Origin of the sequence: Micromonospora sp. MH99 (genome assembly GCF_021442385.1) — a bacterium.
Lineage (GTDB): Bacteria > Actinomycetota > Actinomycetes > Mycobacteriales > Micromonosporaceae > Micromonospora.
On sequence record NZ_MUZA01000080.1, the window covers coordinates 1 to 24,591 of the forward strand.

The following is a 24,591-nucleotide window of genomic DNA, read 5'->3' on the forward strand; positions in this document are numbered from 1 at the left end:
GCGGCGAGCGCGGCGGCGACCGCCACCGCGACCGCCCCGGCGATCCCCTCGGGATGCGCGTGGGTCACCTCGGCCGAGGCGCGGGCCTGCGCGGCGGCGCGGGCGGTGGAGTCGGCGAAGTACGCGCCCAGCGGACCCACCCGCATCGCCGCGCCGTTGCCGCAGGAGCCCTGCCCGTCGAAGGCGGAGGCGGCGGCCACCGGCCACGGGGTGCCGGTGCGGATCAGCCGCAGGATCAGCATCGCGCCGGGACCGTACCCGCGCCGGGCGTCGCAGCGCTGCGCGAACGCCAGTGCCAGCCGGTCGCGGTCGATGCCGCCCGTCGCGGCCAGCTCCGCGACCACCGAACAGGCCATCTCGGTGTCGTCGGTCCACTCCCAGGGCGCGGGCGGCAGCGTGACGTCGGCGAGGTCCTCCGGCGGCCCCGGCAGGAAGAACCGCGCCCCGAGCGCGTCGCCGGTGGAGAGGCCGGCGAGGCTGTCCCGGGCGAGCGCCAGGCGGGCGTCGGCGAACAGGGTGAAGGACATCGTCGTACCAGCTTGCCCGGTTCCCAGGCACGTCGCAACGCGATCAACTTGCCAGGCCAAGTACGGTCTTGTCGTGGCCTCCGTGCTCCTGGTCGAAGACGATCACGTCGTACGCGGCGCGATGCTGCGGTCCCTCGCTGACCGGGGGCATGCCGTGCACGCCGTGGGCACCGCCCTGGACGCGTTGCGCCGGGTCGCCGCGGAGACACCCGATCTGGTGGTGCTGGACCTCGGCCTGCCCGATCTGGACGGTTCCGACGCCCTGCGGATGCTGCGCGGCATCACCGACGTCCCGATCATCATCGCCACGGCTCGCGACGACGAGCAGTCGGTGGTCAAGCTGCTGCGCGCCGGGGCGGACGACTACATGGTCAAGCCGTTCACGGGCGCGCACCTGGACGCCCGCATCACCACGGTGCTGCGGCGTGCCGGGCGGGCCAGCCGGACGGTGCAGCCCGCGGTGCACACGGTCGGCGGCCTGCGGGTCGACGTCGGCGAGCGCAGCGCGCTTCTCGACGGGGAGCCGCTGGCGCTGACCCGTAAGGAATTCGACCTGCTGGCGTATCTCGCCGCGCGACCTGGGCGGGTAGTGTCCCGCCGGGAACTCTTGGAGGAGGTATGGCGGCAGCCATCGGTCGGCGAGGACCAGACAATCGACGTGCACCTGTACTGGCTCCGCCGAAAGATGGGCGAGTCCGCGGCGAAGCCGCGCTACCTGCGCACCGTGCGGGGGGTCGGGTTCCGGCTGGTGGCACCGGACTGAGGACGGCGCTGGCCCTGCTCACGGCCGGCATGTGCAGCCTCGTCGCGCTCGCGTTCCTGATCCCGCTCGGGTTGAGCCTGCGTGGGCAGACGCGCGAGGAGGCGATCGCCGACGCGGCTCGACGCAGCGCGCTGGTGACCGGGGCGCTGGCGGTGAGCACGGACCCGGCGGTGGTGGAACGCGCAGTCGTGGCCAGCGGTGAGGGCGCGTCGACCCGGCCGGTGGTGCACGGGCTGGGGTTGGACGAGTCCGCCGGCCGCGCGAGTGGCAGCGACCTGGACCGGGCCCGCGCCGAGCGGCGCTCGCTGGTCACCGACGTCGACGGCGGGGTGGTCCGGCTCGACCCGGTGGTCCTCGGTGACCGGACGGCAGTGGTCGAGGTGTTCGTGCCGGACTCGACGTTGGGTGAGGGCGCCGGCGGCACCTGGCTGTTGCTGTTCGGGGTGGGCGCGGCGATGGCCGGCGCGGCGGTGCTGGTGGTCGACCGGGTGGCCGCCCGCGCGGTGGACGCCACCCGAGGGCTGGTCAAGGCCGCCCTGTCGATCGGCGACGGCGACCTGGGCGTACGCGTGGAGCCGACCGGCCCCCGTGAGCTGGCGGAGGCCGGGTACGCCTTCAACCGGATGGCCGACCGGCTGGACGCGGCGCGCACCGATGAGCGGGAGCTGGTGGCCGACCTGTCCCACCGGCTGCGGACGCCGTTGACAGTGCTCCGGCTGGACGCGGAGGCGCTGGAGTCCGACGACACCAGCGTGGGCTCGTTCAGCCCGGCGGAGCTGGACCGGCTGCGGGGCATCCGGCGGATCCGGCAGGCGATCGTCACCCTCGAAGGTGAGATCGACGTGCTGATCAAGACCACCCGCAAGGCGGTGGCCCACGAGGCCGGGCCGGCCATGTGCGACGTCAGCGAGGTCGTCCGGGACCGGATGGTGTTCTGGGCGGCGCTCGCGGGTGACCAGAACCGGCCCCACCGGGTCAACGGCGCCCAGCTGCGCATCCCCGCGCCCGTGCCGCGCGCCGAGCTGGCCGCAGCGCTGGACGCGGTGATCGGCAACGTCTTCCGCTACACCCCGCAGGGAACGGCGTTCGAGGTGGCGGTGTCCCGGCGCGACGGGTACGTGGCGATCCGGATCGACGACGCCGGCCCGGGCATCGCCAACCCGGACCGGGCGCTGCGGCGGGGCACCAGCGACCAGGGCTCCACCGGGCTCGGTCTGGACATCGCCAAGCGGGTGGCGTTGCAGGCCAACGGTTCGGTCAGCATCGACCGGGCCCGGCTGGGCGGCGCCAGCGTGGTGATGCTGCTCGCCGATCCGGAGGCGACGCCCCGGCAGGTCAACCGGTTCGGCCTCGTGGGTCGGATGGCGCGGGACGCCCGGGACCAGAAGACGACCGGCCGTCGCTGGCCCCGGCAGCGCCCCACCGACGACTGAACACCCCGTACCGGCGACTGCCCATCGTCGACCGATCGGCCGACGGGGGCGCTCCGATCGGCTGAGCGGACCGGGGCTGTGCGGTGGCGCAAGTCTTCCTTAGATCGCGGTTAACGACTGCGGTCGGAGGCTTGCGGGCTGACAGGATCAGAACGCGAACCCACCAGTTCCACCGGCCAGCGCACCGCGCACCCACACCGGCCGGTGGAGCCGCGCGCGCGGCGGGAGTCTCAGGTCCCCCCACACCCACGCTCCCGCCGCGCGCCCCGCTCACCCGAGCGGCCCGGCCCGATCGGCGTCAGCCGGCGCTGGCGAGGTACGCGTCGATCTCGGCGGTGATCCGCTGCTTGCCGGCCAGGTCCATGAAGGACGCGGTTACCGCGTTGCGGGCCAGTGCGGCAAGCTCCCCCGGGCCCGCCCCGAGCAGCTGGGCGGCCACCGCGTACTCGTCGTTGAGGGTGGTGCCGAACATCGGCGGGTCGTCGGAGTTGATGGTGACGAGCAGCCCGGCCTCGACCAGCCGGGGCAGCGGGTGCTCGTCGAGGTTGGCCACGGCCCGGGTCCGTACGTTGGACGTCGGGCAGATCTCCATGCCGATCTGCCGCTCGGCCAGGTGCGCGAGCAGCTCCGGGTCCTGGGCTGCGGAGATGCCGTGGCCGATCCGCTCGGCGCCCAGCTCGTTCAGCGCGTCCCAGACGGTCTGCGGGCCGGTGGTCTCGCCCGCGTGCGGCACCGAGTGGAGCCCGGCGGCGCGGGCCTGGTCGAAGAAGGGCCGGAACTGCGGCCGGGGCACGCCGATCTCGGGGCCGCCGAGACCGAAGCTGATGAGCCCGTCGGGGCGCTCGTCGAGCGCGATGCGCAGCGTCTCCTCGGCCGCCGGCAGGCCGGCCTCGCCGGGGATGTCGAAACACCAGCGCAGTTCGAGGCCGAAGTCGGCGGCGGCGCGCTTGCGGGCGTCCTCGATCGCCTCGCAGAACGCCGGCGCAGGGATGCCCCGGCGCACGTGCGAGTACGGGGTGATGGTCAGCTCCGCGTAGCGGACCTGCTGGCGGGCCAGCTCCCGGGCCACCTCGTGGGTGAGGAGCCAGACGTCCTCCGGGTCGCGGATGAGGTCGACGACGCTCAGGTAGACCTCGACGAAGTGGGCGAAGTCGCGGAACTCGAAGTAGCTGGCGAGGGCCGCCGGGTCGGCCGGGACGGGCGAGCGACCCTCGTGCCGGGCGGCCAGCTCGGCGACGATGTGGGGGGAGGCGGAGCCGACGTGGTGCACGTGCAGCTCCACCTTGGGCAGGCCGGCGATGAAGGTGGTCAGGTCGGTCACGGGTTCTCCTGGGCATGAGCGCCGGTGCGGGCGACGACGAAGACGCGGCGGAACGGGAAGGACACCTGGCCGTGCCGCACCGGGTACGCGGCGGCGAGCCGTTCGCCCAGCTCGGCCCGGAAGGCCGACCAGCCGGCCGCGTCCAGGGCGGCCCGGACGGGGCGCAGCGCGGTGCCCTCCATCCAGCCGAGCACCGGGTGGTCGGCGGCGGGTTCGGCCGGCAGCAGGTGCACGTACGTAGTCTCCCAGGCGTCCACCGCGCAGCCGGCGGCGGTCAGCAGCTCAGCGTAGTCGGCCGGGTCGTCGACCGGGTGGGCGCGCAGTAGCGACGCCAGCTCGGCACGCCAGGCGGGGCGGCCGGCGACCTCGCGCAGCGCCCGGTGCGACGGGGCGTCGAAGTTGCCGGGGACCTGCATGGCGAGCCAGGCGCCGACGGGCAGGTCGGCGGCCCAGTGGCGCAGCAGCTCCTGGTGGCCGGGCACCCACTGCAGGGCCGCGTTGGTGACCACCACGTCCTCGTCGCCGGCCGGGCGCCAGTTCCGCAGGTCGGCGACGGCGAACTCGACAGCTGTCGGCAGGGCGCGCGCCCGGTCGATCATCTCCGGCGCGGAGTCGAGGCCGACGACCCGGGCGTCCGGCCAGCGCTCGGCGAGGGTCGCGGTGAGTTGGCCGGGGCCGCAGCCGAGGTCGACCACCGTGCGGGGCCGGACGGCCGGGACCCGGGCCAGCAGGTCGTGGAACGGCCGGGAGCGCTCGTCGCCGTAGCGCAGGTACGTCGTCGGATCCCACATCTCCGCCTCCAAACCGTACGTCCGTCTTGTTTACGGTACGGCTCGCGTGGCAGGCCGGCAACCCGATCACTAGGCTCGGGGTATGGAACAGCGCAGCTTCAACCGGCTCGGCCGGACCGTCGGAGTGGTTGGCCTGGGCGCCTGGCAGCTCGGCGCCGACTGGGGCACGGTCAGCGAGGCCGACGCCATGGGCGTGCTCGACGCCGCCGTGGACGCCGGAGTCACCTTTCTGGACACCGCCGACGTGTACGGCGACGGCCGCAGCGAGCAGTTGATCGGCCGCTTCCTGCGCTCCCGGCCCGACGCCGGCCTGACCGTCGCCACCAAGATGGGGCGGCGCGTCGAGCAGCGGCCGGAGGCGTACACCCTGGCCAACTTCCGGCAGTGGACCGACAGGTCCCGGGCCAACCTCGGCATGGACACCCTGGACCTGGTCCAGCTGCACTGCCCGCCGACCGCCGTCTTCGCCGACGACACCGTCTTCGACGCCCTGGACACCCTCGTCGCCGAGAAGGCCATCGCGGGGTACGGGGTCAGCGTGGAGACCTGCGACCAGGCACTCACCGCCATCGCCCGGCCCGGCGTGGCCAGCGTCCAGATCATCCTCAACGCCGTCCGGCACAAGCCGCTGGAGCAGGTGCTGCCGGCGGCCGCGCAGGCCGGGGTCGGCATCATCGCCCGGGTGCCGCTGGCCAGCGGCCTGCTCTCCGGCCGCTACGACGAGAACACCCAGTTCCCGGCCGACGACCACCGCAACTTCAACCGTCAGGGCGCGGCGTTCGACGTCGGCGAGACGTTCTCCGGCGTCGACTACACGCAGGGGCTCGCGGCCGTGCGCCGGCTCGCGCCGCTCGTCGACGCCGACCGCACGATGGCGCAGTTCGCGCTGCGGTGGGTGCTGGACCAGGCCGGTGTCACAGTCGTCATCCCCGGCGCCCGCGACGCCGAGCAGGCCCGGCGCAACGCCGCGGCGGCCGACCTGCCGCCGCTCACGGCCGCGCAGCTGGCCGGGGTACGCGAGGTCTACGACGAGCTGATCCGCCCGCAGGTGCACGACCGGTGGTGAGCCGCCCACCCCTGGTGCTCGCGTCGCACCGCCGCGACAGCGATGCTGGGGGCCTCGGGCGGTGTGCCGCCCGATCTCCGAAGGAGGGCGCGCGATGAGAGGTTGGCTGACGCTCACCCTCGGCCTGCTGGCCGTGGTGATCGGTGCGGTGTGGACGGTGCAGGGCCTCGGCTACGTCGGCGGCAGCGCGATGACCGACGAGCGGCTCTGGGCGGTGATCGGCCCGATCGTGGCCCTGGCCGGGTTGGTCGTGCTCTGGCTGGGCCTGCGCTCGCGCCGTCGACTCTGACGAGAAGAATGTGGGAAGCCCCGCATCCCGGAAGGGATACGGGGCTTCATCGCAACGACCCCTGGCCGGGTCGTCCACTGACCGGCGGGGGCCGGCCACCCTCGTCAGAGGGGACGGACCTGCTCGGCCTGCGGGCCCTTCTGACCCTGGGCGATCTCGAACTCCACTCGCTGGTTCTCCTCCAGCGTGCGGTAGCCGCTGGTCTGGATGGCCGAGAAGTGGACGAACACGTCAGCACCCCCGCCGTCGACGGTGATGAAGCCGAAGCCCTTGTCAGCGTTGAACCACTTCACGGTTCCCTGCGCCATGTGTATCTCCTTCTAAAACTGGCGGCCGTGCACGCCGTGCGGCCGATTGGCCGTTTTCGAGCAGCGGCGTCTGAGGCGGCCCCCACGAAGGGAACTTCTCTCAACCCACGCCATCTCGCAACAGCGTGGAACAGCAAATCACGTACGCAAAAAGTCTGCACGACCTGTCCGACGAATTTCTCCGACATGTGACCTGACGGATGCCCGAGATCGCTGGGCGGCGTGCGGAGCCATGCGAAAGGCCCCCTTCCCGTCGATGGGGAAGGGGGCCCGACGTCGATGTCGGTCAGTCCGGCCAGTGGCCGGTCATCCGGCGGACGCCAACCGCTCCACCCCGGTCCACTGCGGCGCGGACCACCGCGAAGATGGCCCCCTGCAACGCCGCGGCGGCCAGGATCTCGCCCCAACGGCGGTCCTCGTCGGTGGCGTTGGGCGCCTCGCCGTCGCCCGCCGTGACCTTCCAGACCTGCCGGAAGATCGCGCCGGCCACCGTGCCCGCGGCGATACCCAACAACACGCCGACCGGCCGGTACGCGACCCTGCCGATGCTCTTGCTCACCTACGCCTCCCCCGCACGATCATCAGCACCACCACGGTGGCCACCGCGCTGGCGGCGATCGCCGCCCACGGCACCGGGTTGCGTCGTACCATCTCGCTCTTCTCGCGGACCAGGCCGCCCTTGTCGTACGCCTGGGCGCGTGCCATCCCCGCGCCGCGGGCGGCCTGCCCGCGGACCCGGGCCATGGTCTGCGCCGCCTGCTCGCGCATCCGCTCCCGGGCCTGCTCGGCGGACTCCTTCAGGCGGGCCTTGACGTCCGCCTTGGCGGCCAGCGCCTCCATCGTCTCGCCCAGCTCGACCCGGGTGCGGCGGATCTCCTCGCGCAGGGCTTCGGTGTCGCCCGTCCCGTTGCCCGTCATGCCCGACCCCTGTCCTTCACCGCGGCGGCGACGGTGTCCACATCAGCCCGGAGGCTGCGGACCGCTGCCGCCGGCATCGGCGGGACCGCACGGCTGACCTGATTCTTTCCCACCAGCGCGAGAATGCCGGCAACCAGGAAGAGAGCCACCGCGACGATCAGCGCGGCGGCCCAGGCGGGCAGCACCAGGTCGAGCAGCAGGATCGCCGTGACGACCAGCGCGCCCAGGCCGTAGAACGCCAGCGCGCCGCCGCCGCCGAACAGGCCGATCCCGATGCCGGCGTGCTTGCCCTTCTGGGTCAACTCCGCCCGGGCCAGCGCCAGTTCGTCCCGTACCAGACGGGAGACCTGTTCGGTGGCCCGCTGCACCAGCTCGGCGGTGGAGGGCTCGCTCCCATTGCGGGATGTGCGGGCATTTGCCACGTCAGCCATGCTGTCCTCCTTTCCTCATCACCGCGCTGTATGCCCGGAGTTGCCGCCCGTCAATCCTAGAGCGCCCCGGGTCGGCGACAGTTCCTGTTGTCCGGTTGCCGCGCCGATCGCCGACAGAGATGCCCGGCAGCAGGTCCCCCGCCAACGCCAACCCAAACCTCCCCACCCACCCCCCTTTGACGGTGATCAAGAGGTTTGCGTCAGGAGTGGCGCCTTTACTGACGCAAACCTCTTGATCACCGGAAGGGTCAAGCGGGCGGGGGCAGCGGGTGGGGGTCAGCGGGACGGGGTGGCGGGGGTGGGGGTGGGGGTCTCGTCGGGGCCGACGAAGGCTTCGCTGCGGGCGTCGCCGTCGTCGCTTCCGCCGAAGACGCGCGCGTCGTCGGGGGCCTCGGTGCCGCCCGGACGGCGGGTCGGCCGCCGGGGCTGCACCCACTGCCACGGCAGGTTGCTGCTGGCGTCGCCCAGCTCGGTACGCATCCGCGGCATCGCGGTGGGCCGGTTGTCCCGGATCCAGGCCACCAGGTGCTCGCGGACGAGGCAGCGCAGGTCCCACAGGCTGCCCGCGTCGGCGGCGCTGACCAGCGCGCGCACCCGTACCGTCCCGCCGGTGGCGTCGGTGACCTGCAGGACGCAGACCCGGCCGTCCCACAGCTCGGTGCCCTCGACCAGCCGGCGCAGTTCCTCCCGCATGGTCTGCACCGGCACGGCCCAGTCGACGTCGAACTCGGCGGTGCCGAGCACTGCCGCCTCGGTCCGGGTCCAGTTCTGGAAGGGCTTGCTGGTGAAGTACGAGGTGGGCAGGATCAGCCGTCGATCGTCCCAGATCTGGACCACCACGTAGCTCAGGGTCAGCTCCTCGATCCGGCCCCACTCCCCCTCGACGACCACCACGTCGTCGAGGCGGACCGCGTCGCTGAAGGCGAGTTGCAGACCGGCGAAGACGTTGCCGAGCAGGCTCTGGGCGGCCAGCGCGGCCACCACACCGACCACACCGGCGGAGGTCAGCACGCCGGCGCCGATGCCGCGCACGCTCGGGAACGTCATCAGCATCACGCCGACGGTCAGGATGACGATCACCGCGATGGTCAGCCGCCGCAGCATCACCACCTGGGTCCGCACCCGTCGGGCGTGCCGATTGTTCGGCACGTCGACGCGGAACCGGGCGAGCGCGGTGTCCTCCACGACGACGAGCAACGCCGCCACCAGCCAGGCCGCGCTGGCGATCACGCAGAGCACCAGCAGGTGCAGCAGCAGCCGACGCCAGCTCTCACCGACGGCGTACCCGGTGCTGAAGCGGACGGCGAACTGCACCGCGAGCACCGTGGCGGCGACCTGGAACGGGCGGTGCGCGTGGTCGGTCAACTCGGTCATCAACAGCGAGCGCCGACCGAACCGTCGGGTGAGCCGGTGGATGACCTCGACCAGGAAAAGGGCGACCGCCGCCGCGGCGAGCGCGGCGACGGCCGTTTCGAGATAGCTCTGCACGAGTGGGGCGTTTCCCTTCGACCGGGGGGCGGTACTTCGGGCAAAAGCCCAATAGTGCCGCACGTCCCCGGTATCGACCAGCTCAGACCTTGCGGTACCGGGACTGGAGGAAGCAGTAGACGCCGAAGCAGGCGATGCCCAGGGCGACCAGGGTCAGCAGGGCCGTACCGTACGACTGCTCGCGCAGCGTGCGCAGGGCAGCGTCCAGGCCGCGGGCCTTCTCCGGGTCGTAGTTGACCGCGGCCACGATGACCAGCAGGCCGGCGATGCCGTACGCGACGCCCTTGGCGACGTAGCCGGCGATGCCGAGGCGGCGGGCCAGCTTGCGGGTCTGCGGGCTCATCTCACCGGTCTTCAGGTGCTTCTCGAACGTCTTCTTCAGCCCGTAGATCACCAGGCCGACACCGATCGCGGCGACCACCAGTCCGGCCAGGCCGACCAGCCAGCGCCCTCCGGTGGAGGTCATCAGCTTGCCGGTCAGCGCCTCCTGGCTGTCGGCGCTGTTGGAGCCGGCGTCGGAGAAGACCTTGAACGCGGTCCAGGCGAAGTAGAGGTAGACGATGGTCCGGCCGGCCGAGGCGAGCCGTTCGGTGACCCGCTCCCGGCCCCGCTCGGCGCGGTGCCCGACCGCCGCCTCCAGCCCCTGCCAGATCGCCATGGCGAGCAGGCCGACCGCGGTGGCGATGACCAGGAACTTGCCCAGTGGCTGCGCGGCGAGCGTCCGCAGCGCGCCGGACTGGTCGCCGTCGTCGGACGACGTGCCGAACGCGATCTGCAGGGCCAACCAGGCGAAGAGCAGGTGGACGATGCCGTAGCCGATGAAGCCGGCCCGGGCGAGGAGTTCCAGCCACCGGCTGTCCGCCGTGCGGGAGGCGGTGGCTTCGGCGCTACGGGTGAGTGACATGCCGCCACAATCTCCGATTCCGACGATTTCCAAACGTCGGCCACCGCCGCCCGCCAGGTCAGTTGCCCGGGTTGCGGGAAACGCGGATCTTGACCTGCTGGTCGGTGACGCTGTCGACGGTGACCGCGAAGCCGCCGGCCTCGGTGGCCTGCTGGCCGGTGGTCAGGGTGAGCTGCTCGCCGGCGACCTCGACGGTCACCTGGTCACCCTCGGCCCCGACGAGCTTGGCCTCGACGCCCAGGATCGTGGCGCTCGCGTCGACACCCCGCTCGAAGGTGACGGTGCAGGCGTCCAGCCCACAGTCGGTGGAGGCGCCCTGGGAGCTGCAACCGGCGAGCACGGCGAGGCCGAGCGCGAGACCGGCGAACAGGCCGGCGGCGCGACGGACGGGGGGCAGGCCGATGGTGGTGGGTCGGTTCGTCACCTAGCCAAGGGTACGAGACGTCTGCGACGCCCAGCCGGGAGCGAGCGCGCAACGCACCCCGGCTAGGGTCCCGACATGGCCTTCGACATCGCCCGTACCCGGGCCGCCTATCCCGCCCTGACCGAGGGCTTCACCCACTTCGACGGCGCCGGGGGCACCCAGACCGCGGCCGGTGTGATCGACGCGGTCACCGACGTCATGCGTACGGCCGTCGGCAACCGCAGCGCCGCGTTCGAGCCGGGCCGCCGCTCGCTGGAGGTGGTGGCGGCGGCCCGTCAGGCGGTCGCCGACCTGCTCGGCGCCGAGCCGGACGGAGTGGTGCTGGGCCCGAGCGCGACCGCGCTGACGTACACCCTGGCCCGCACGCTCGGCGCTGGTTGGCGGCCCGGCGACGAGGTGGTGGTGTCCCGGCTCGACCACGACGCCAACGTGCGCCCGTGGGTGCAGGCCGCCGAGGCGGCCGGCGCGACGGTGCGCTGGGCCGAGTTCGACAGGCACACCGGCGAGCTGCCCACCGGTCAGTACGCCGACCTGGTCGGCGAGCGGACCCGGCTGGTCGCGGTGACCGCCGGCAGCAACGCCATCGGCACGGTGCCGGACGTGCCGGCGATCGCCAAGATCGCGCACTCCGTGGGGGCGCTGGTCTGCGTCGACGGAGTCCACTCGGTGCCGCACGGGCCGACCGACCTGGCGTCGCTCGGCGCGGACGTGCTGGTCACCAGCGCGTACAAGTGGTCCGGGCCGCACCTGGCCGCGATGGTGGCCGACCCGGCCCGGTGGGCGGCGCTGCGCCCGGCGAAGCTGGTGCCGTCCTCGGACGCGGTGCCGGACCGCTTCGAGTACGGCACGCCGAGCTTCGCGCTGCTGGCCGGCGTGACCGCCGCGGTGGACCACCTCGCCGGGCTGGACCCGGACGCGGTAGGTGACCGCCGGGCGCGGCTGCGGGCCGGACTGGCCGCCGCCCAGGCGCACGAGGAGGCGCTGCTGGACCGGCTGCTCGCCGGTCTCGCCGCGCGGCCCGCGATCACCGTCTACGGCTCGCCGGCGCGGCGCTGCCCGACGGTCTCCTTCCGGGTCGCCGGGATGTCGCCGGTGGCGACCCAGCAGGCGCTGGGCGAGGCCGGGTTCTGCCTGTCGTCAGGTGACTACTACGCCTACGAGTACTTCCAGACGCTGGGTCTGCGCGACAGCGGCGGCGCGGTGCGGGCCAGCATCTACCACTACAACACGGTGGACGAGGTGGACCGGTTGCTGGCCGAACTCGACGCGGTGGCCGACCGGACGGGGACAATGGCCCGGTGAGCACCCTCGTCGAGGACAACCCCGCCAAGAACCGCTTCGAGATCCTGGTCGACGACGCGCTGGCCGGCTTCACCGCGTACGTGCCCCGCGGGGAGGTGCTGGTCTTCACCCACACCGAGGTGGACCGCGCCTTCCAGGGCAAGGGCGTCGGCGGCGCGTTGATCCGGGGCACCCTGGATCAGGTGCGTGCCCGCGACGGCCGGGTGGTGCCGCAGTGCCCGTTCGTGGCGGCGTTCATCGACAAGCACCCCGAGTACGCCGACCTGGTCGCCGAGCAGCCGTAACCCGACCGGTCACCCGGGGGTCAGCGGGCCCGGCCGGTCAGCGCCTCGGCGGCGGCCTGCCCGCTGGCCCGGGTGGCGCCGTGGGTGGCCAGGTGCACCGCCCCGGTGACCAGCTCGGGCACGCCCAGCTCGACCACCACCGCGTCGGGCCGGGCGCTGAGCGCACGCCGTACCGCCGCGCGCATCCACTCGTGCCGGTGCAGGTCACGCACCACCAGGACGAGGGGGCGGTCCCCGGCCGCGGCGCCCGGGTCGGCGGGCACGTCGGGCTCGGCGTGGCGGACCGTCGTCGTGCCGGGCAGCAGCTCGCCCAGCGGTTCCCCGATGCCCCACGGGGTTTCCGCGCCGATGGCGATGTTGCGTGGCGGCTCGAACTCGACCACGTACGCGGCGCGGGTCAGCGGCAGCGCGCTCGGCGCGTCCGGGCCGGTGGTGATCCGCACGGCACGACGGGCCGCGACCAGCCCGACATCCGAGGCCCCGTGGACGGCGTCCGAGCGGGCGGCGCGGGCGGCAACCGTCCAGGCGGCGAGCTGCCCGACCCGTTTGGCGGCCTCGGCTAGGCGTTCCTCGGGCAGCTCACCGGCGACGACGGCGGCCACGATGGCGTCGCGCAGCTCCCGGGCCGCCCCTTCGTCGGCCCGCTCACCACCGACGCAGATCGCGTCGGCCCCGGCGGCGAGCGCCCGCACCGCCGCGCCGGCGAAGCCGTACCGGTCGGCGACCGCGCGCATCTCCACCGCGTCGGTCACCACCACGCCGGAGAAGCCCATCTCGTCGCGGAGCAGCCCGCCCAGGATTCGCTGGCTCAGCGTGGCCGGCAGCCGCTCGTCGAGCGCGGGCACCAGCAGGTGACCGGTCATCACCGCCTGCACGCCGGCCGCCACGGCGGCGCGGAACGGCGCCAGCTCGCAGGCGTCCAGACGGGCCCGGTCGGCGGTGATCCGGGGCAGGTCGTGGTGGGAGTCGACGCGGGTGTCACCGTGCCCGGGGAAGTGCTTGGCGCAGGCGGCCACACCACCGCGCTGCAACCCGCTGATCCAGGCGGCGGTGTGCCGCGCGACGAGCGCCGGGTCGGCCCCGAACGACCGGACGCCGATCACCGGGTTGGCCGGGTTGGAGTTGACGTCGGCGTCGGGCGCGTAGTCGAGGGTCACCCCGGCCGCCGCCAGCTCGATGCCGAGGTCGAGGGCGACCGCCTCGGTCAGCGCCGGGTCGTCGACCGCGCCGAGCGCGAAGTTGCCCGGTCGGGAGCTGCCCCGGCCGGACTCGATGCGGGTGACGTCGCCGGCCTCCTCGTCGATCGCCACGATGACGTCCGGCCGCTCGGCGCGCAGCGTGGCGGTCAGCGCCGCCACCTGGGCGGTGTCGACGACGTTGCGGGCGAAGAGCACCACCGAGCCGAGCCCCTCGCCGAGCCAGCGGCACACCCAGGGTGGCGGCGTGGTGCCGACGAACCCGGGTTGCAGGACGGCGGCGGCCAGTGCCGGAAGGTGCCCGGCAGGCGCGGTCACGCCGTGGTCCCGAAACGCTCGACGTCGGTCGCGGGCGCCGTGGCGCCGACCCGCTGGTTGCGCTCGCTCATGCGGCCCCCGTACCCCATCTCTCGCGCGCCCTCGGCGCACCGCCACCGGCAGGCGGTGCTGCCATGGTCACACCGAGCGATTCAATAGTCAATAAACCTTACAGTTGCCCGGCGGCACCGTTCCCGGGGAGAGTGCGGGGATGGATCCCGCCCTGCTGGCCGACGCCACGAGCCCGGCCGACATCCCCGGCGTACGCCTGCTCGGCCTGGTGGTCGGCGCCCTGCTCCTGCTCGCGGCGATCCGGGCGATGTTCGGCCGACGGTGACCTGGCGTCGCCGCGCCCGAACCGGTGTGTGACCCGCCGCCGCCGGGGTACGGCTTCGGCATCGAGCAGGACACGCGCGCCGAGGGGGCACGATGAAGATCGGTTATTTTCTGTCCAGTGAGGAGTTCACGCCGGCCGAGCTGGTGGAGCAGGCACGCGGCGCCGAACGGGCCGGCTTCGAGGCGCTGTGGATCTCCGACCACTATCACCCCTGGGTGGACGCGCAGGGTCAGAGCCCGTTCGTCTGGTCGATGATCGGCGCGCTCAGCCAGGTCTGCTCGCTGCCGGTCACCACTGCGGTGACGTGCCCGACCGTACGGATCCACCCGGCCGTGATCGCCCAGGCGGCGGCGACCAGCGCGGTGCTGCACGGCGGGCGGTTCGTGCTCGGCGTCGGCACCGGCGAGGCGCTCAACGAGCACATCTTCGGCGACGCCTGGCCGCAGGCCGACGTCCGACTGGAGATGTTGAAGGAGGCCGTCGAGGTGCTGCGCGAGCTGTGGAAGGGCGGCTTCGTCAACCACCACGGCAAGCACTACACGGTCGAGCACGCCCGGATCTACACGCTGCCCGACACGCCGCCGCCGATCTACGTCTCCGGGTTCGGGCCGAAGGCCATCGACCTGGCCGCCCGCATCGGCGACGGCTACGTGAGCACCATGCCCGACGGCGACATGGTCCGTCGCTTCCGCGAGAACGGCGGCGGCGACAAGCCGTGCCAGGCCGGCTTCAAGGCGGCGTACGCGGCAAGCGAGTCCGAGGGCGCGCGGATCGCGTACGAGCGCTGGCCCAACGCCGGGGTGCCGGGCGAGTTGTCCCAGGTGCTGCCCTCGCCGCGCCACTTCGAGCAGGCCGCCGAGCTGGTCACGCCGGAGATGGTGCGCGACGCGTTCGTCTGCGGCAACAGCGCCGAGGCGCACCTGGAGATGATCGACAAGTACGCCAAGGCCGGCTTCGACGAGGTGTACGTGGCCAACACGGGCCCGCACTACCAGGGCCTGTTCGACCTCTATCAGCGCGAGGTGCTCCCCCGCCTGCGCTGAGCCACGGATCCGCCGAGCCCATGATCGCCGAACGCGTTTCGGCGGTCGTGGGCTCGGGTACCTCCGGCCCTCGATGAAACTGTCCACGCACTCGATGACGTTGCGCCGCGCGGCGCGGAGCCTCTTCGGCTGGAACGCGCTGCGGCCCAACCAGCTCGCCGCCATGCGTGCGGTCATGAAGCGCCGTGACGCCCTGGTGGTGCTGCCCACCGGCGCCGGCAAGTCGGCGATCTACCAGATCCCGGCCAGCCTGATCCCCGGCCCGACCGTGGTGATCTCTCCGCTGCTGGCGCTCCAGCAGGACCAGATCGCGGCGCTCAACGAGCGGCAGCGTCCGGAGCTGCGGGCGGTGCGGATCAGCTCGAACGAGTCGGCCGCACAGCAGGCCGAGGCGATCGCCGAGATCGAGTCGGGCCGCGCGGAGTTCCTGTTCATCACGCCGGAGCAGTTGAGCAACCCGGACCGGATGGCCGAGGTCGCCGCGCTGAAGCCGGCGCTGGTGGCGATCGACGAGGCGCACTGCATCTCCGCCTGGGGGCACGACTTCCGGCCCGACTACCTGGCGCTGGGCCACCTCATCGAGGGCATCGGCCGACCGCCGGTGGTCGCGCTGACCGCCACCGCCTCGCCGCCCGTACGCGACGACATCATCGCCCGCCTGCGGCTGCGCGAGCCGGAGGTGGTGGTGTCCGGGCTGGACCGGCCCAACCTGTTCCTGGAGGTGGCGCACTGCCCCACCGAGGACTACCGGTGGCGGCGGCTGATCGCACTGCTGCGCGACGACGAGCGACCGGGGATCATCTACGTGCCGACCCGCCGGTCGGCCGAGGAGCTGGCCGAGCGGTTGACCGGGGCGGGCTTCCCGGCGCAGTTCTACCACGGCGGAATGGCGACCGGCGCGCGCAACGAGCTGCACGAGGCGTTCCTCGCCGACGAGGTGCCGATCATGGTGGCGACCTCGGCGTTCGGCATGGGCATCGACAAGCCGAACATCGCCTGGGTGGTGCACATGGCGCTGCCCGACTCGCCGGACAGCTACTTCCAGGAGATCGGCCGCGCCGGGCGCGACGGGCAGCCGGCCCGGGTGCTGCTGCTCTGGCAGGCCGAGGACGTCGGCCTGCAACGGTTCTTCAGCGGCGGCCTGCCCGACTCCGAGGAGCTGCGGGACCTGGCCGCGCTGCTGCGCCGCAAGCCGGCCACCAAGACCGAGCTGCGCGAGACCACCGGTCTCGGCCCGCGCAAACTGGGCCAGTACCTGTCGCTGCTGGAGCAGGTCGGCGCCGCCGAGCCGCGCGCCCGCCAGCGCATCGGGGCGCCCCGCTACTCGCCCACCCCGACCGACGCTGCGGCGGCGGCGCTGGCCGAGGCGGAACGCCAGCAGACCGTGACCCGCTCCCGCACCGACATGATGCGGGCCTTCGCCGAGACCACGGCCTGTCGCGGGCAGACCCTCCTGGCCTACTTCGGCGAGCAGATGACCGAGGTCTGCGCGCACTGCGACAACTGCCACCGGGGCACCAGCGTGGCCGACCAGGGCGCGGTCGGACCGTTTCCCGTGCACAGCCAGGTGCGCCACGCGGAGTGGGGGCACGGCCTGGTGCTCTCCTACGAGGACGACAAGATGACGGTTCTCTTCGATGAGGTCGGGTACAAGACCCTGTCGGTGCGCGTGGTGTCCGAGCAGGGTCTGCTGACCCTGGACTAGCCTGACCCGGGCACCGGTGCGGGGCCCGTGGATTGACCACACTGAGCAGGGCGGAAGGGGCATTGCCGTGATCGAGCAGCCGGCGTACACCGGTTTCGGTTTCTCCGACGGGGAGTGGGGGCTGCTGGTCGGTCTTCCGCAGTCGGTGCTGACCGCGGCGAGCGCCGCCGAGTCCGACGGCACCCGCCGGACCATGGCGGAGAACGCGGCCGGGTTGGAGACCATCGGCGCGGGCCGGGAGTCGGCCAGCCCGCTGGTCGCCGCCGTGGCCGGCGAGATCGTGACCCAGGTCGGCGACCCCGAGGCCGGCGAGGAGCTGCCGGTCATCGCGCCCGCCGACCCGCAGGGGTACATCGACGACGTGCTGGTGCGGGCCGGTGAGGCGTCCGCGTTGCTGGCCGCCCGCGTCGACGAGGGCGAGGCCGGGGCGTACAAGCACTGGCTCGTGAAGATCGCGGACCAGGTGGTCGGCGCCGCGTCCAGCGGCGGACTGCTCGGCCTCGGCGGCGAGTCGGTGAGCGACTCCGAGCGGCGGTTCCGCGACCGGCTCGCCCACGTGCTCAACGACTGACCGACGACGCTTCCGACAGCGACGTACCGCCCGGTTCGGTCGGCTCGGCGGCCAGTGCCGCCGGGTCGGCCGGCCGGACGCCGCGCAGCGTCACCAGCGCGACCACCGCGCCCAGAACCATCGCCACCATGGCGGCGATCGCGGCGAGGTGCAGCCCGTCGGTGAAGGCGAACCGGGCCGCGTGCAGCACCGCGTCTCCCACCTGGGCCGGCAGTCCCCGGGTCACGGCGAGCGCGCCGCCCAGCGTCTCCCCGGCCGCGTCGCGGGCGTCGGCCGGCAGTCCGGCCGGCAGCTCGTCCAGGACCTCGCGGCGGTAGATCGCGGCGCCCACGCTGCCCAGGATGGCCATCCCCAGCGCGCCGCCCAGCTCGCTGCTGGACTCGGTCAGCGCGGATGCGACACCTGCCTGCTCCGGCGGCGCCGCACCGAGGACCAGCTCGGTGACCAGCGACATCACCATCACCAGGCCGCCCGCGTACACGCTGGCGCCGACCAGCAGCAGCCAGAGCGGCGTCTCGGGGGTGACCCGGGTCAGCACCGCGAAGCCGAGCACGGCGATCGCGAAGCCGGCGCCGATCAGGTACGCCCGCTCGACACGCTGGGCGAGCGCGGCGGCGGCCGGTGCGACGCCGCCCACGGCGAGGGACGGCACCAGGCTCCACAGCGCCGCCCGCAGCGGGCTCAGGCCGAGCACCAGTTGCAGGTGCTGGGTGGTGAAGATGGCGAACCCGACGAGGGCGAACATCGCCAGCAGGTTGACCGCGAGCGACCCGGCGAAGCCGTGGCGGCGAAACAGCGCCAGGTCGACCATCGGGTGAGCCCGGGTCCGCTGCCGGTGCAGGAAGAGCGCCCCGACGAGCAGACCGGCGACGACCGCCAGCACCCGGACCGCGCTGACGCCGTCGCGGGCCATCTCCTTGATGCCGTAGATCACCGGCAGCAGCGCGCCGAGCGACAGCGCCGCGCTGAGCAGGTCGAACCGCCCGCGCACCGGGTTGCGGAACTCGGGCACCAGGACCGGGGCGAGCAGGAGCAGCAGCACCATCGCCGGAATGTTGATCAGGAAGATGGAGCCCCACCAGAAGTGCTCCAGCAGGACGCCGCTGAGCACCGGACCGACGGCGATGCCGCCGGTGAGCGTGGCGGTCCAGATGCCGATCGCGGTGCCCCGCTGCTTGGCGTCGTGGAACATGTTGCGCACCAGGGCGAGCGTGGACGGCATCAGGGTGGCCCCGCCGACGCCGAGCACGGCGCGCGCGGCGATCAGCGTCGCGGCGCTGTCGGCGTACGCGGCCAGCAGGGACGCGGCGCCGAACGCGGTGGCGCCCAGCAGCAGGAGCCGACGCCTGCCGATCCGGTCGCCGAGGGCGCCCATGGTGATCAGCAGTCCGGCGAGCACGAAACCGTAGATATCGAAGATCCAGAGCTGCTGGGTGGCGGTGGGCCGCAGCTCCTCGCTGATGAACGGGACGGCGAAGTAGAGCACCGACACGTCCATCGAGACCAGGAGCAGCGGCAGCATCAGCACCGCGAACCCGATCCACTCCCGCCGGCCCGCGCGGGGTGCCGGTGAGGTCGTCGCTGTCATGGGAGAACTCCTTCTGCGTATGACGTACGCTGTTATGCGTAGACCATACGCAGAACTAGGATGGCGGGGCAAGGAGGAAATGTGGCGGAGACGCAAGACGACACCGGCCCGGCGCTCCCGCCGGCCATCGAGAGCGCCTGGGGCCTGCGCGAGCGGCCACCGCGGGGCCCCCGACCCGGCCTCAGCGTGCCCGCCATCGTCGACGCCGCCGTGCGGGTCGCCGACGCCGACGGGCTGACGGCCGTCTCGATGAGCCGGGTGGCCAAGGAGCTGGGCGCGGCCACCATGGCCCTCTACCGGCACGTCGGCTCCAAGGACGAGCTGCTGATGCTCATGGTGGACGCCGGTTACGGCCCGTCGCCCGGCCCGGCCGCGCCGGACGACGACTGGCGGGCCCGCCTGACCCGCTGGGCCTGGGCCGAACACGACGTGCTGCGACAGCGCCCCTGGCTGCTGCACGTGCCGATCAGCGGCCCACCTGTCACGCCCCAGCAGCTCGACTGGATGGAGGACGGGCTGCGCTGCATGGACGCCACCGTGCTGGCCGAGGCCGAGAAGATGTCGGTGATCCTGCTGATCACCGGGTACGTCCGCAACGAGGCGACACTCACCAACCAGATCGCCGAGGGCAGCCGGGCGGCCGGCATCGAGCCGGGCGAGCTGATGCCGGCGTACGGCCGGATGGTGGGCCGCCTGATCGACCCGGCCCGCTTTCCGGCGCTGCTGCGGGTGCTCAACGCCGGTGTCCTGGACCAGGACGACGACCCGGACGACGAGTTCACGTTCGGCCTGGACCGGATCCTCGACGGCATCGAGGCGCTGATCGCCCGCCGAGCGGCCTGAGGCGGCGCCGATGCTGCCCGTCGAGACCGTCGACACCACGGTCCTGCCACCCGGTGAACGGTTCGGCATGTGGCTGGACCTGGTGGCGCGCACCTCCGCGCCGCTGCGGATCCGATCCGAACACACGGCCGACTTCGCCGCCCGGGCCGACTTCGTCGACCTCGGCGCGATCCAACTGGTCGAGTACCAGTACCCGTCGCTGGACGCCACCCGCACCCGCAAACTGGTCCGCCGGTCGGACCCGGAACTCTACGTGCTCGCCCTCACCACCTGCGGCGTCGGCACGTCCAGTCAGGACGGTCGTCGCAGCGAGATCCTGGCCGGCGAATTCACCTTCTACGACGCCTCCCGCGAACACGAGGTCTGCCACCACTCGACCGAGCCGCAGCGGACCCCGGCCACCTCGATCATCACGCTGATCCCGCACGACGCACTGCCGCTGCCACGCCAGCGGATGGCCGCCCTCTACGGCGGCCGGATGTCCGGCAGCGAGGGGCTCGGGGCGCTGCTGGCGCAGTTCCTGCTCCAGGTGACCGGCCATCGGGAGCAGTACCACGCCGCCGACGCCGACCGGCTCGGCGCGGTGGGGCTGGACCTGGTCACCACAATGCTCGGCCGGCATCTCGTCGCCGAGGACGCGGTGCCGGCCGAGGTCCGCCGCCGTGCGCTGGTCGCCCAGGTGCAGGCGTACATCCACCGCCACCTGGGCGACGCGACGCTCAGCCCGCAGGTCGTCGCGGACGCCCAGCACATCTCGCTGCGCACCCTGCACCGCCTCTTCGAGGCCGAGAACGCCACCGTCGCGTCGTACATCCGGGACCTTCGGCTGGCCCGGTGCCGGCGTGACCTGACCGACCCGACGCTGCGGACCCAGCCCGTGCAGGTCATCGCCGCGCGCTGGGGCTTCGGCGACAAGGCCCACTTCAGTCGCGTGTTCCGGGCGGAGTACGGGATGAGCCCGCAGGAGTGTCGCGACGGCGTGGCGCTTCCGGCGCGGCCCGTCAACCGCCTGGCGTCCAGAGTCAACTCGTCCCGGGCAGACTGACGACCGACGTGGCCGAGGCGATGCCCGCGCACCCGGGCTCGACAGCGGCCACGAACGGGGGCCGTGGCGAGGCGCCCGCCGCGGGATGCGGCGGGCGGCCGCCCGGTGCCGCCCCCGGGCCGAGGCTCCGGCCCCGTCGCTTCCCCCCCAGGATCGTCGGCGGGGCCGGTCAGGCCTTCTCCAACAACTCCAGCACGATCCGCTCGATCTCCGCACGAGGCGCACCCGGATCCACAGGTGCCACCACTCCGTCGTGGTAGAGGTCGACGACCCGGGGGTCCACGTAGGACGTCCGCGCCACCGTCGGGGTGTTGCCCAGCAGCTCGGCCACCGCACGCATCACCGCCGCCACCGCCCTGCGCCGGGCGGTGGCCGAGCGGGCCGGGTCGGCCGCGGCCAACTCCGCGGCGGCCAGCACCGTGGCATGCCAGGTGCGGAAGTCCTTGGCGGTCATCTCGCCGCCGCTGGCGTCGCGCAGGTAGCCGTTGACCTCGTCGCTGCGCACGTCGCGCCACTCCCGACCGTCCCAGTAGCCGAACAGCCGCTCCGCCCGTCGGCGACGCCGGCGCAGGTTGACCAGCACCTCGCACAGCTCCGGGTCCTCGATCCGGCGCACCTGCTCGATGCCGCCCTTGGCGGGGAACTCGAAGACCACGCAGTCGCCGCGCCTACGGGCGTGCTCCGGACGCAGGGTGGACACCCCGAACGTCGGGTCGTCGCCCGCCGCGTACTGGTCGCTGCCGACCCGGAACATCCCCATGTCGAGCAGGCGGGCCACGGTCGCCAGCACCCGGTCCCGGCCCAACCCTCGCCCGCTGAGGTCCTGACCCACCCGATCCCGCAGCTCCGGCAGCCGCCGGGCCACCTCCAGCATGTGGTCGAACTTCGCCGCGTCCTGCTTCTCCCGCCACACCGGGTGGTAGACGTACTGCTTGCGTCCGGCCGCGTCGACGCCGGTCGCCTGGATGTGCCCGTTCGCGTGCGGCGCGATCCACACGTTCTCCCAGGCCGGCGGGATCACCAGGTCCCGCAGCCGCGCCAGGACGGCGGGATCCCGCACGACCGCGCCGCCCGGATCGACGAAGGTCCAGCCCTTACCGCGCCGGCGTCGCCCGTAACCGGGCCGACCCGGGTCGCTACGCCGCAACCGCACCGGAGACCCGCACCGCCCTCTCCACCTCGTCCACGGCGGCCAGCACCTCGTCGAGGCGCAGGGCCGTCAGTGTCGGGTGGCTTCCTACCCCGTCCCACATGCGCCAATCCCCGTCGCCGACCCACAGCGCCCGGTGTCGGGGCCGGTCCGGCGGCGGCCCCCACGCCGCCGGGGGCACCGGCCCGAAGAGCACCACCGACGCGGTCCCGTACGCGGTGGCCAGGTGGGCCACGCCGGTGTCCCCGCTGACCACCAGGCGGGCGTCGGCGACCAGCGCGGCCAGCGCGCCGAGATCGGTCCGGCCGGCCAGCACGGCGTCCGGCGCCAGGCCGGCCTCGTCGGCCACCCGGGCGGCCAGTGCGCGTTCGTTCGCCGAACCGGTGACCAGGACCCGGTGCCCCCGTTCGTCGAGAGCCCGGGCCAGGGCCGCGAACCGTTCGGCGGGCCACCGCTTGGCGGGGACCTTGCTGCCCGGATGCAGGACTGTGGCGCCGGTCGGCCGGCCAGCCGTCGCGGGCCGACGCAGGCCGAGGTTCCGGCGGTCGGTCGGAATGTCGTACCAGGACAGCAGCCGGCACCAGCGGTCCACCTCGTGCTCGTCGGCGACCCACCGCGGCCCGTCGCCGAACCCGGCGTCGGCGTTCGCGAAGGCGAGCAGCCGCCCCGGACGGGCGGCGGCCAGCAGTCGATGCGACTGTGGGCCGCGCCCGTGCAGATTCACCGCGACCTCCGGGGCGGGGCCGGGCCAGGACGGCCCGTCCAGCCCGGCGGTGTCCACCAGCCGATCGACGCCCCCGACCAGGTCGACCAGCGGGGCCAGGCCGCCGGGCGCGGCGAGCACCAGCTCCCGGTCGGGGTACGCGGCCCGCAACGCCCGCAGCGCCGGCACCGCGGTGACCAGGTCGCCGACGCCGAGGGCGCGCAGCACGAGGATCACGGGTACGACGTCTCCTGCTCGGCGCAGACCACCAGCTCGCGCACCGCGCAGCCGGGCGGCTGGTTGAGCGCGAACATGACCGCCGCGGCGGTGTCCACGGGGTCGTTGAGGATGGCGTCCGGCCCCGGCTTGTACTGCGGGTCGCGCTCGTCGAAGAACGCGGTGCGCATCCCGCCCGGAATGAGCAGGGTGACCCCGACCTCGCCGGCGAGCTCGGCGGCCAGGGCGCGGGTGAACCCGACCACGCCGAACTTCGCCGCGCAGTACGCGGTGGCGTCGCTGACCGCCTTGACCCCCAGGGTCGAGGCGACGGTGACGATGCGACCGCGGGAGGTCTGCAGGAACGGCAGCGCGGCCCGGATCACCGCGGCGGTGGCCAGCAGGTCCACGGCGACGATCCGGTCCCAGGTCTCCCCCGGCACGTCGGCGAGCCGACCCGGCACGTCCATGCCGGCCGCTGTGACCACCGCGTCCAGGCCACCGGCCTGCTCGGCGAGGTGCACGGTGGCCACCTCGGCGGCACGGGTGTCGGCGAGGTCGCACTCGGTCCAGGACACGCCGTCGGCCGGTGCCTGCCGGTCCAGCACGAGCGGGCGGCCACCGGAGGCGGCCACCGCCGCGACCACCGCCGCGCCGAGCCCGCTGGAGCCGCCGGTGACCAGGACGGTGGGCCCGGCGCCGGGCCTCGTGGCGGTCATCGGGCGCGCTCCCGCGTCGTCGACACCGGCTGCTGCGGTCGTCCGCCCAGGCCGGGTGCCGGATCGCCGGTCGAACGGGCGATCAGGTCACTTGTGGAACGACCGTCGAGGTAGGGCACCACCACCGTGTTCCCGCCCCAGCGGCGCAGGACCTCCGCCTCGGGGAGCCCCGCCTCGTCGCCGCCGCCGGTGGCGTAGTCGCCGCCCTTGACCCAGACATCGGGGCGCAGCCAGGACAGCACCGCCTCCGGCGTCGGCTCGTCGAAGACGAGGACCGCGTCGACGCAGCTCAGCGCGGCCAGCAGCCGGGCCCGGTCACCCTCGGACATGACCGGCCGGTCCGGCCCCTTCAAGCCGGCCACGCTGGTGTCGGAGTTCACGCAGACGATCAGGCAGTCGCCGAGCTGCCGGGCGGCCTGCAGGGTGGCCACGTGCCCGGCGTGCAGCAGGTCGAAGCAGCCTCCGGTGGCCACCACGGTGCCGCCGGCACCCCGCACCTCGGCGAGCAGCGTGGCGACCGCAGCGATGCCCACCCGCTCGCCACCCGGGCCGGCGATCGCGTGCCCGCTCGCCGGTGTGCGGCCCGCTCGCAGGATGCGCGAAAGCGGCTGTTCCGGTGGCGGCAGGGCCGTGGCCACTCCCCCGCCGGCCACGTACGCGGACGCCTCGGCGACCGCCGCCTGCACCGCCTCGGAGACCAGCGCGCCCTCGGCCAGGGCGAGACTGGCGGCGGCGGCGAACCGGTCGCCGGCCCCGCAGGTGTCGCCCTCGGCGCTGCCCGGGGTGGGCACCACCAGCGGCGTCGATCCGGCGTGGCAGAGCAACGCGCCGTCCCCGCCCAACGTCACCGCGACCGCGCCGGCCCGCCACCGCCGCCGCAGCCCCTGCGCGCCCCGGGACGCGGCGGC

General features: G+C 73.5%; 28 protein-coding genes. 12 read left to right on the forward strand and 16 right to left on the reverse strand.

The window, feature by feature from the left end; all coding sequences use genetic code 11:
• Positions 1–527 (reverse strand): ADP-ribosylglycohydrolase family protein (locus B0E54_RS28135; protein WP_234589337.1); only part of this gene is annotated, 527 nt, incomplete at its 3' end.
• A 73-nt stretch (positions 528–600) separates the two neighbouring features.
• On the opposite strand from B0E54_RS28135, the gene B0E54_RS28140 reads away from it, so the two are divergent.
• Both B0E54_RS28140 and B0E54_RS28145 read left to right on the forward strand, forming a co-directional pair.
• A complete protein-coding gene (locus B0E54_RS28140) occupies positions 601–1,290 on the forward strand; it encodes a response regulator transcription factor (RefSeq protein WP_234589338.1) in 690 nt (229 codons plus the stop codon).
• A gap of 29 nt (positions 1,291–1,319) precedes the next feature.
• Positions 1,320–2,723, forward strand: a complete 1,404-nt coding sequence (locus B0E54_RS28145; protein ID WP_234589339.1) for a HAMP domain-containing sensor histidine kinase — start codon at positions 1,320–1,322, stop codon at positions 2,721–2,723.
• 298 nt (positions 2,724–3,021) lie between these two features.
• Here B0E54_RS28145 and B0E54_RS28150 read toward each other — a convergent pair whose 3' ends face one another.
• The gene (locus tag B0E54_RS28150; protein WP_234589340.1) at positions 3,022–4,044 is read right to left on the reverse strand and encodes an adenosine deaminase; all 1,023 of its coding nucleotides are present in this window, start codon (positions 4,042–4,044) and stop codon (positions 3,022–3,024) included.
• Positions 4,041–4,835 carry a trans-aconitate 2-methyltransferase gene (locus B0E54_RS28155; RefSeq protein ID WP_234589341.1) on the reverse strand — a complete coding sequence of 265 codons (795 nt, stop codon included), beginning with the start codon at positions 4,833–4,835 and terminating at the stop codon, positions 4,041–4,043. The genes B0E54_RS28150 and B0E54_RS28155 overlap by 4 nt, the downstream gene beginning before the upstream one ends.
• Positions 4,836–4,917: 82 nt before the next feature.
• Between B0E54_RS28155 and B0E54_RS28160 the strand changes: the two genes are divergently transcribed.
• Together B0E54_RS28160 and B0E54_RS28165 are read left to right on the forward strand one after the other, a co-directional pair.
• A complete protein-coding gene (locus B0E54_RS28160) occupies positions 4,918–5,901 on the forward strand; it encodes an aldo/keto reductase (RefSeq protein ID WP_234589343.1) in 984 nt (327 codons plus the stop codon).
• Positions 5,902–5,995: 94 nt separating this feature from the next.
• On the forward strand, positions 5,996–6,190 hold the full coding sequence (locus B0E54_RS28165) for a hypothetical protein (protein WP_234589346.1): 195 nt from the start codon (positions 5,996–5,998) through the stop codon (positions 6,188–6,190).
• A 104-nt stretch (positions 6,191–6,294) separates the two neighbouring features.
• Here B0E54_RS28165 and B0E54_RS28170 read toward each other — a convergent pair whose 3' ends face one another.
• The 7 genes from B0E54_RS28170 to B0E54_RS28200 all read right to left on the reverse strand — a co-directional run bounded on the left by B0E54_RS28170 (position 6,295) and on the right by B0E54_RS28200 (position 10,663).
• Entirely contained in the window at positions 6,295–6,498 is a 204-nt protein-coding gene (locus B0E54_RS28170) for a cold-shock protein (RefSeq protein ID WP_011905669.1), read from the reverse strand.
• A gap of 286 nt (positions 6,499–6,784) precedes the next feature.
• Positions 6,785–7,057: a DUF4235 domain-containing protein gene (locus B0E54_RS28175; protein WP_234589348.1), complete on the reverse strand. Its 273-nt coding sequence runs from the start codon at positions 7,055–7,057 to the stop codon at positions 6,785–6,787.
• On the reverse strand, positions 7,054–7,416 hold the full coding sequence (locus B0E54_RS28180) for a DUF3618 domain-containing protein (RefSeq protein WP_234589350.1): 363 nt from the start codon (positions 7,414–7,416) through the stop codon (positions 7,054–7,056). Before B0E54_RS28180 ends, B0E54_RS28175 begins: the two co-directional genes overlap by 4 nt.
• Positions 7,413–7,847, reverse strand: a complete 435-nt coding sequence (locus B0E54_RS28185; RefSeq protein ID WP_234589353.1) for a phage holin family protein — start codon at positions 7,845–7,847, stop codon at positions 7,413–7,415. Before B0E54_RS28185 ends, B0E54_RS28180 begins: the two co-directional genes overlap by 4 nt.
• 276 nt (positions 7,848–8,123) lie before the next feature.
• The gene (locus B0E54_RS28190; protein WP_234589355.1) at positions 8,124–9,335 is read right to left on the reverse strand and encodes a mechanosensitive ion channel family protein; all 1,212 of its coding nucleotides are present in this window, start codon (positions 9,333–9,335) and stop codon (positions 8,124–8,126) included.
• Positions 9,336–9,417: 82 nt separating this feature from the next.
• Positions 9,418–10,239, reverse strand: a complete 822-nt coding sequence (locus B0E54_RS28195; protein WP_234589361.1) for a DUF1206 domain-containing protein — start codon at positions 10,237–10,239, stop codon at positions 9,418–9,420.
• Positions 10,240–10,297: 58 nt separating this feature from the next.
• Positions 10,298–10,663 carry a hypothetical protein gene (locus tag B0E54_RS28200; RefSeq protein WP_234589362.1) on the reverse strand — a complete coding sequence of 122 codons (366 nt, stop codon included), beginning with the start codon at positions 10,661–10,663 and terminating at the stop codon, positions 10,298–10,300.
• Between the two features lie 75 nt (positions 10,664–10,738).
• On the opposite strand from B0E54_RS28200, the gene B0E54_RS28205 reads away from it, so the two are divergent.
• Both B0E54_RS28205 and B0E54_RS28210 read left to right on the forward strand, forming a co-directional pair.
• The gene (locus B0E54_RS28205) at positions 10,739–11,965 is read left to right on the forward strand and encodes a cysteine desulfurase-like protein (RefSeq protein WP_234589363.1); all 1,227 of its coding nucleotides are present in this window, start codon (positions 10,739–10,741) and stop codon (positions 11,963–11,965) included.
• Entirely contained in the window at positions 11,962–12,249 is a 288-nt protein-coding gene (locus B0E54_RS28210) for a GNAT family N-acetyltransferase (protein ID WP_234589364.1), read from the forward strand. The genes B0E54_RS28205 and B0E54_RS28210 overlap by 4 nt, the downstream gene beginning before the upstream one ends.
• 20 nt (positions 12,250–12,269) lie before the next feature.
• Here B0E54_RS28210 and B0E54_RS28215 read toward each other — a convergent pair whose 3' ends face one another.
• A complete protein-coding gene (locus B0E54_RS28215; RefSeq protein ID WP_234589368.1) occupies positions 12,270–13,763 on the reverse strand; it encodes a glycoside hydrolase family 3 protein in 1,494 nt (497 codons plus the stop codon).
• 211 nt (positions 13,764–13,974) lie between these two features.
• On the opposite strand from B0E54_RS28215, the gene B0E54_RS32575 reads away from it, so the two are divergent.
• The 4 genes from B0E54_RS32575 (at position 13,975) to B0E54_RS28230 (ending at position 17,419) form a co-directional block, all read left to right on the forward strand.
• Entirely contained in the window at positions 13,975–14,100 is a 126-nt protein-coding gene (locus B0E54_RS32575) for a hypothetical protein (RefSeq protein ID WP_255421242.1), read from the forward strand.
• 92 nt (positions 14,101–14,192) lie between these two features.
• The gene (locus B0E54_RS28220) at positions 14,193–15,143 is read left to right on the forward strand and encodes a TIGR03557 family F420-dependent LLM class oxidoreductase (protein ID WP_234589370.1); all 951 of its coding nucleotides are present in this window, start codon (positions 14,193–14,195) and stop codon (positions 15,141–15,143) included.
• A gap of 73 nt (positions 15,144–15,216) precedes the next feature.
• Positions 15,217–16,848, forward strand: coding sequence for an ATP-dependent DNA helicase RecQ (locus B0E54_RS28225; RefSeq protein ID WP_234589373.1), 1,632 nt, complete (start codon positions 15,217–15,219; stop codon positions 16,846–16,848).
• A gap of 67 nt (positions 16,849–16,915) precedes the next feature.
• The gene (locus B0E54_RS28230) at positions 16,916–17,419 is read left to right on the forward strand and encodes a hypothetical protein (RefSeq protein ID WP_234589383.1); all 504 of its coding nucleotides are present in this window, start codon (positions 16,916–16,918) and stop codon (positions 17,417–17,419) included.
• Here the strand turns inward: B0E54_RS28230 and B0E54_RS28235 are convergent.
• On the reverse strand, positions 17,409–19,007 hold the full coding sequence (locus tag B0E54_RS28235) for an MFS transporter (protein WP_234589384.1): 1,599 nt from the start codon (positions 19,005–19,007) through the stop codon (positions 17,409–17,411). The two genes, B0E54_RS28230 and B0E54_RS28235, sit on opposite strands and share 11 nt — an antisense overlap.
• A gap of 81 nt (positions 19,008–19,088) precedes the next feature.
• Between B0E54_RS28235 and B0E54_RS28240 the strand changes: the two genes are divergently transcribed.
• Positions 19,089–19,850, forward strand: coding sequence for a TetR/AcrR family transcriptional regulator (locus B0E54_RS28240; protein ID WP_234589385.1), 762 nt, complete (start codon positions 19,089–19,091; stop codon positions 19,848–19,850).
• Positions 19,851–19,860: 10 nt separating this feature from the next.
• Positions 19,861–20,895, forward strand: a complete 1,035-nt coding sequence (locus tag B0E54_RS28245) for a helix-turn-helix domain-containing protein (RefSeq protein WP_234589386.1) — start codon at positions 19,861–19,863, stop codon at positions 20,893–20,895.
• Positions 20,896–21,064: 169 nt separating this feature from the next.
• Here the strand turns inward: B0E54_RS28245 and B0E54_RS28250 are convergent, their stop codons facing one another.
• The 4 genes from B0E54_RS28250 to B0E54_RS28265 all read right to left on the reverse strand — a co-directional run.
• Positions 21,065–22,048, reverse strand: coding sequence for a DNA topoisomerase IB (locus B0E54_RS28250; protein ID WP_234589387.1), 984 nt, complete (start codon positions 22,046–22,048; stop codon positions 21,065–21,067).
• On the reverse strand, positions 22,032–22,985 hold the full coding sequence (locus tag B0E54_RS28255; protein WP_234589388.1) for a glycosyltransferase family 9 protein: 954 nt from the start codon (positions 22,983–22,985) through the stop codon (positions 22,032–22,034). Before B0E54_RS28255 ends, B0E54_RS28250 begins: the two co-directional genes overlap by 17 nt.
• Complete coding sequence (locus tag B0E54_RS28260) at positions 22,982–23,683, reverse strand: SDR family oxidoreductase (RefSeq protein WP_234589389.1); 702 nt, start codon at positions 23,681–23,683, stop codon at positions 22,982–22,984. Before B0E54_RS28260 ends, B0E54_RS28255 begins: the two co-directional genes overlap by 4 nt.
• Positions 23,680–24,591 (reverse strand): PfkB family carbohydrate kinase (locus B0E54_RS28265; RefSeq protein ID WP_234589392.1); only part of this gene is annotated, 912 nt, incomplete at its 5' end. The genes B0E54_RS28265 and B0E54_RS28260, both read right to left, overlap by 4 nt.

Bases quoted from the DNA above. Each gene is read 5' to 3' on its own strand.
- B0E54_RS28145 (WP_234589339.1), top strand. From the start codon at position 1,320: ATGTGCAGCCTCGTCGCGCTCGCGTTCCTGATCCCGCTCGGGTTGAGC.
- B0E54_RS28155 (WP_234589341.1), bottom strand. From the start codon at position 4,835: ATGTGGGATCCGACGACGTACCTGCGCTACGGCGACGAGCGCTCCCGG.
- B0E54_RS28160 (WP_234589343.1), top strand. From the start codon at position 4,918: ATGGAACAGCGCAGCTTCAACCGGCTCGGCCGGACCGTCGGAGTGGTT.
- B0E54_RS28165 (WP_234589346.1), top strand. From the start codon at position 5,996: ATGAGAGGTTGGCTGACGCTCACCCTCGGCCTGCTGGCCGTGGTGATC.
- B0E54_RS28170 (WP_011905669.1), bottom strand. From the start codon at position 6,498: ATGGCGCAGGGAACCGTGAAGTGGTTCAACGCTGACAAGGGCTTCGGC.
- B0E54_RS28180 (WP_234589350.1), bottom strand. From the start codon at position 7,416: ATGACGGGCAACGGGACGGGCGACACCGAAGCCCTGCGCGAGGAGATC.
- B0E54_RS28185 (WP_234589353.1), bottom strand. From the start codon at position 7,847: ATGGCTGACGTGGCAAATGCCCGCACATCCCGCAATGGGAGCGAGCCC.
- B0E54_RS28195 (WP_234589361.1), bottom strand. From the start codon at position 10,239: ATGTCACTCACCCGTAGCGCCGAAGCCACCGCCTCCCGCACGGCGGAC.
- B0E54_RS28205 (WP_234589363.1), top strand. From the start codon at position 10,739: ATGGCCTTCGACATCGCCCGTACCCGGGCCGCCTATCCCGCCCTGACC.
- B0E54_RS32575 (WP_255421242.1), top strand. From the start codon at position 13,975: ATGGATCCCGCCCTGCTGGCCGACGCCACGAGCCCGGCCGACATCCCC.
- B0E54_RS28220 (WP_234589370.1), top strand. From the start codon at position 14,193: ATGAAGATCGGTTATTTTCTGTCCAGTGAGGAGTTCACGCCGGCCGAG.
- B0E54_RS28225 (WP_234589373.1), top strand. From the start codon at position 15,217: ATGAAACTGTCCACGCACTCGATGACGTTGCGCCGCGCGGCGCGGAGC.
- B0E54_RS28235 (WP_234589384.1), bottom strand. From the start codon at position 19,007: ATGACAGCGACGACCTCACCGGCACCCCGCGCGGGCCGGCGGGAGTGG.
- B0E54_RS28245 (WP_234589386.1), top strand. From the start codon at position 19,861: ATGCTGCCCGTCGAGACCGTCGACACCACGGTCCTGCCACCCGGTGAA.
- B0E54_RS28260 (WP_234589389.1), bottom strand. From the start codon at position 23,683: ATGACCGCCACGAGGCCCGGCGCCGGGCCCACCGTCCTGGTCACCGGC.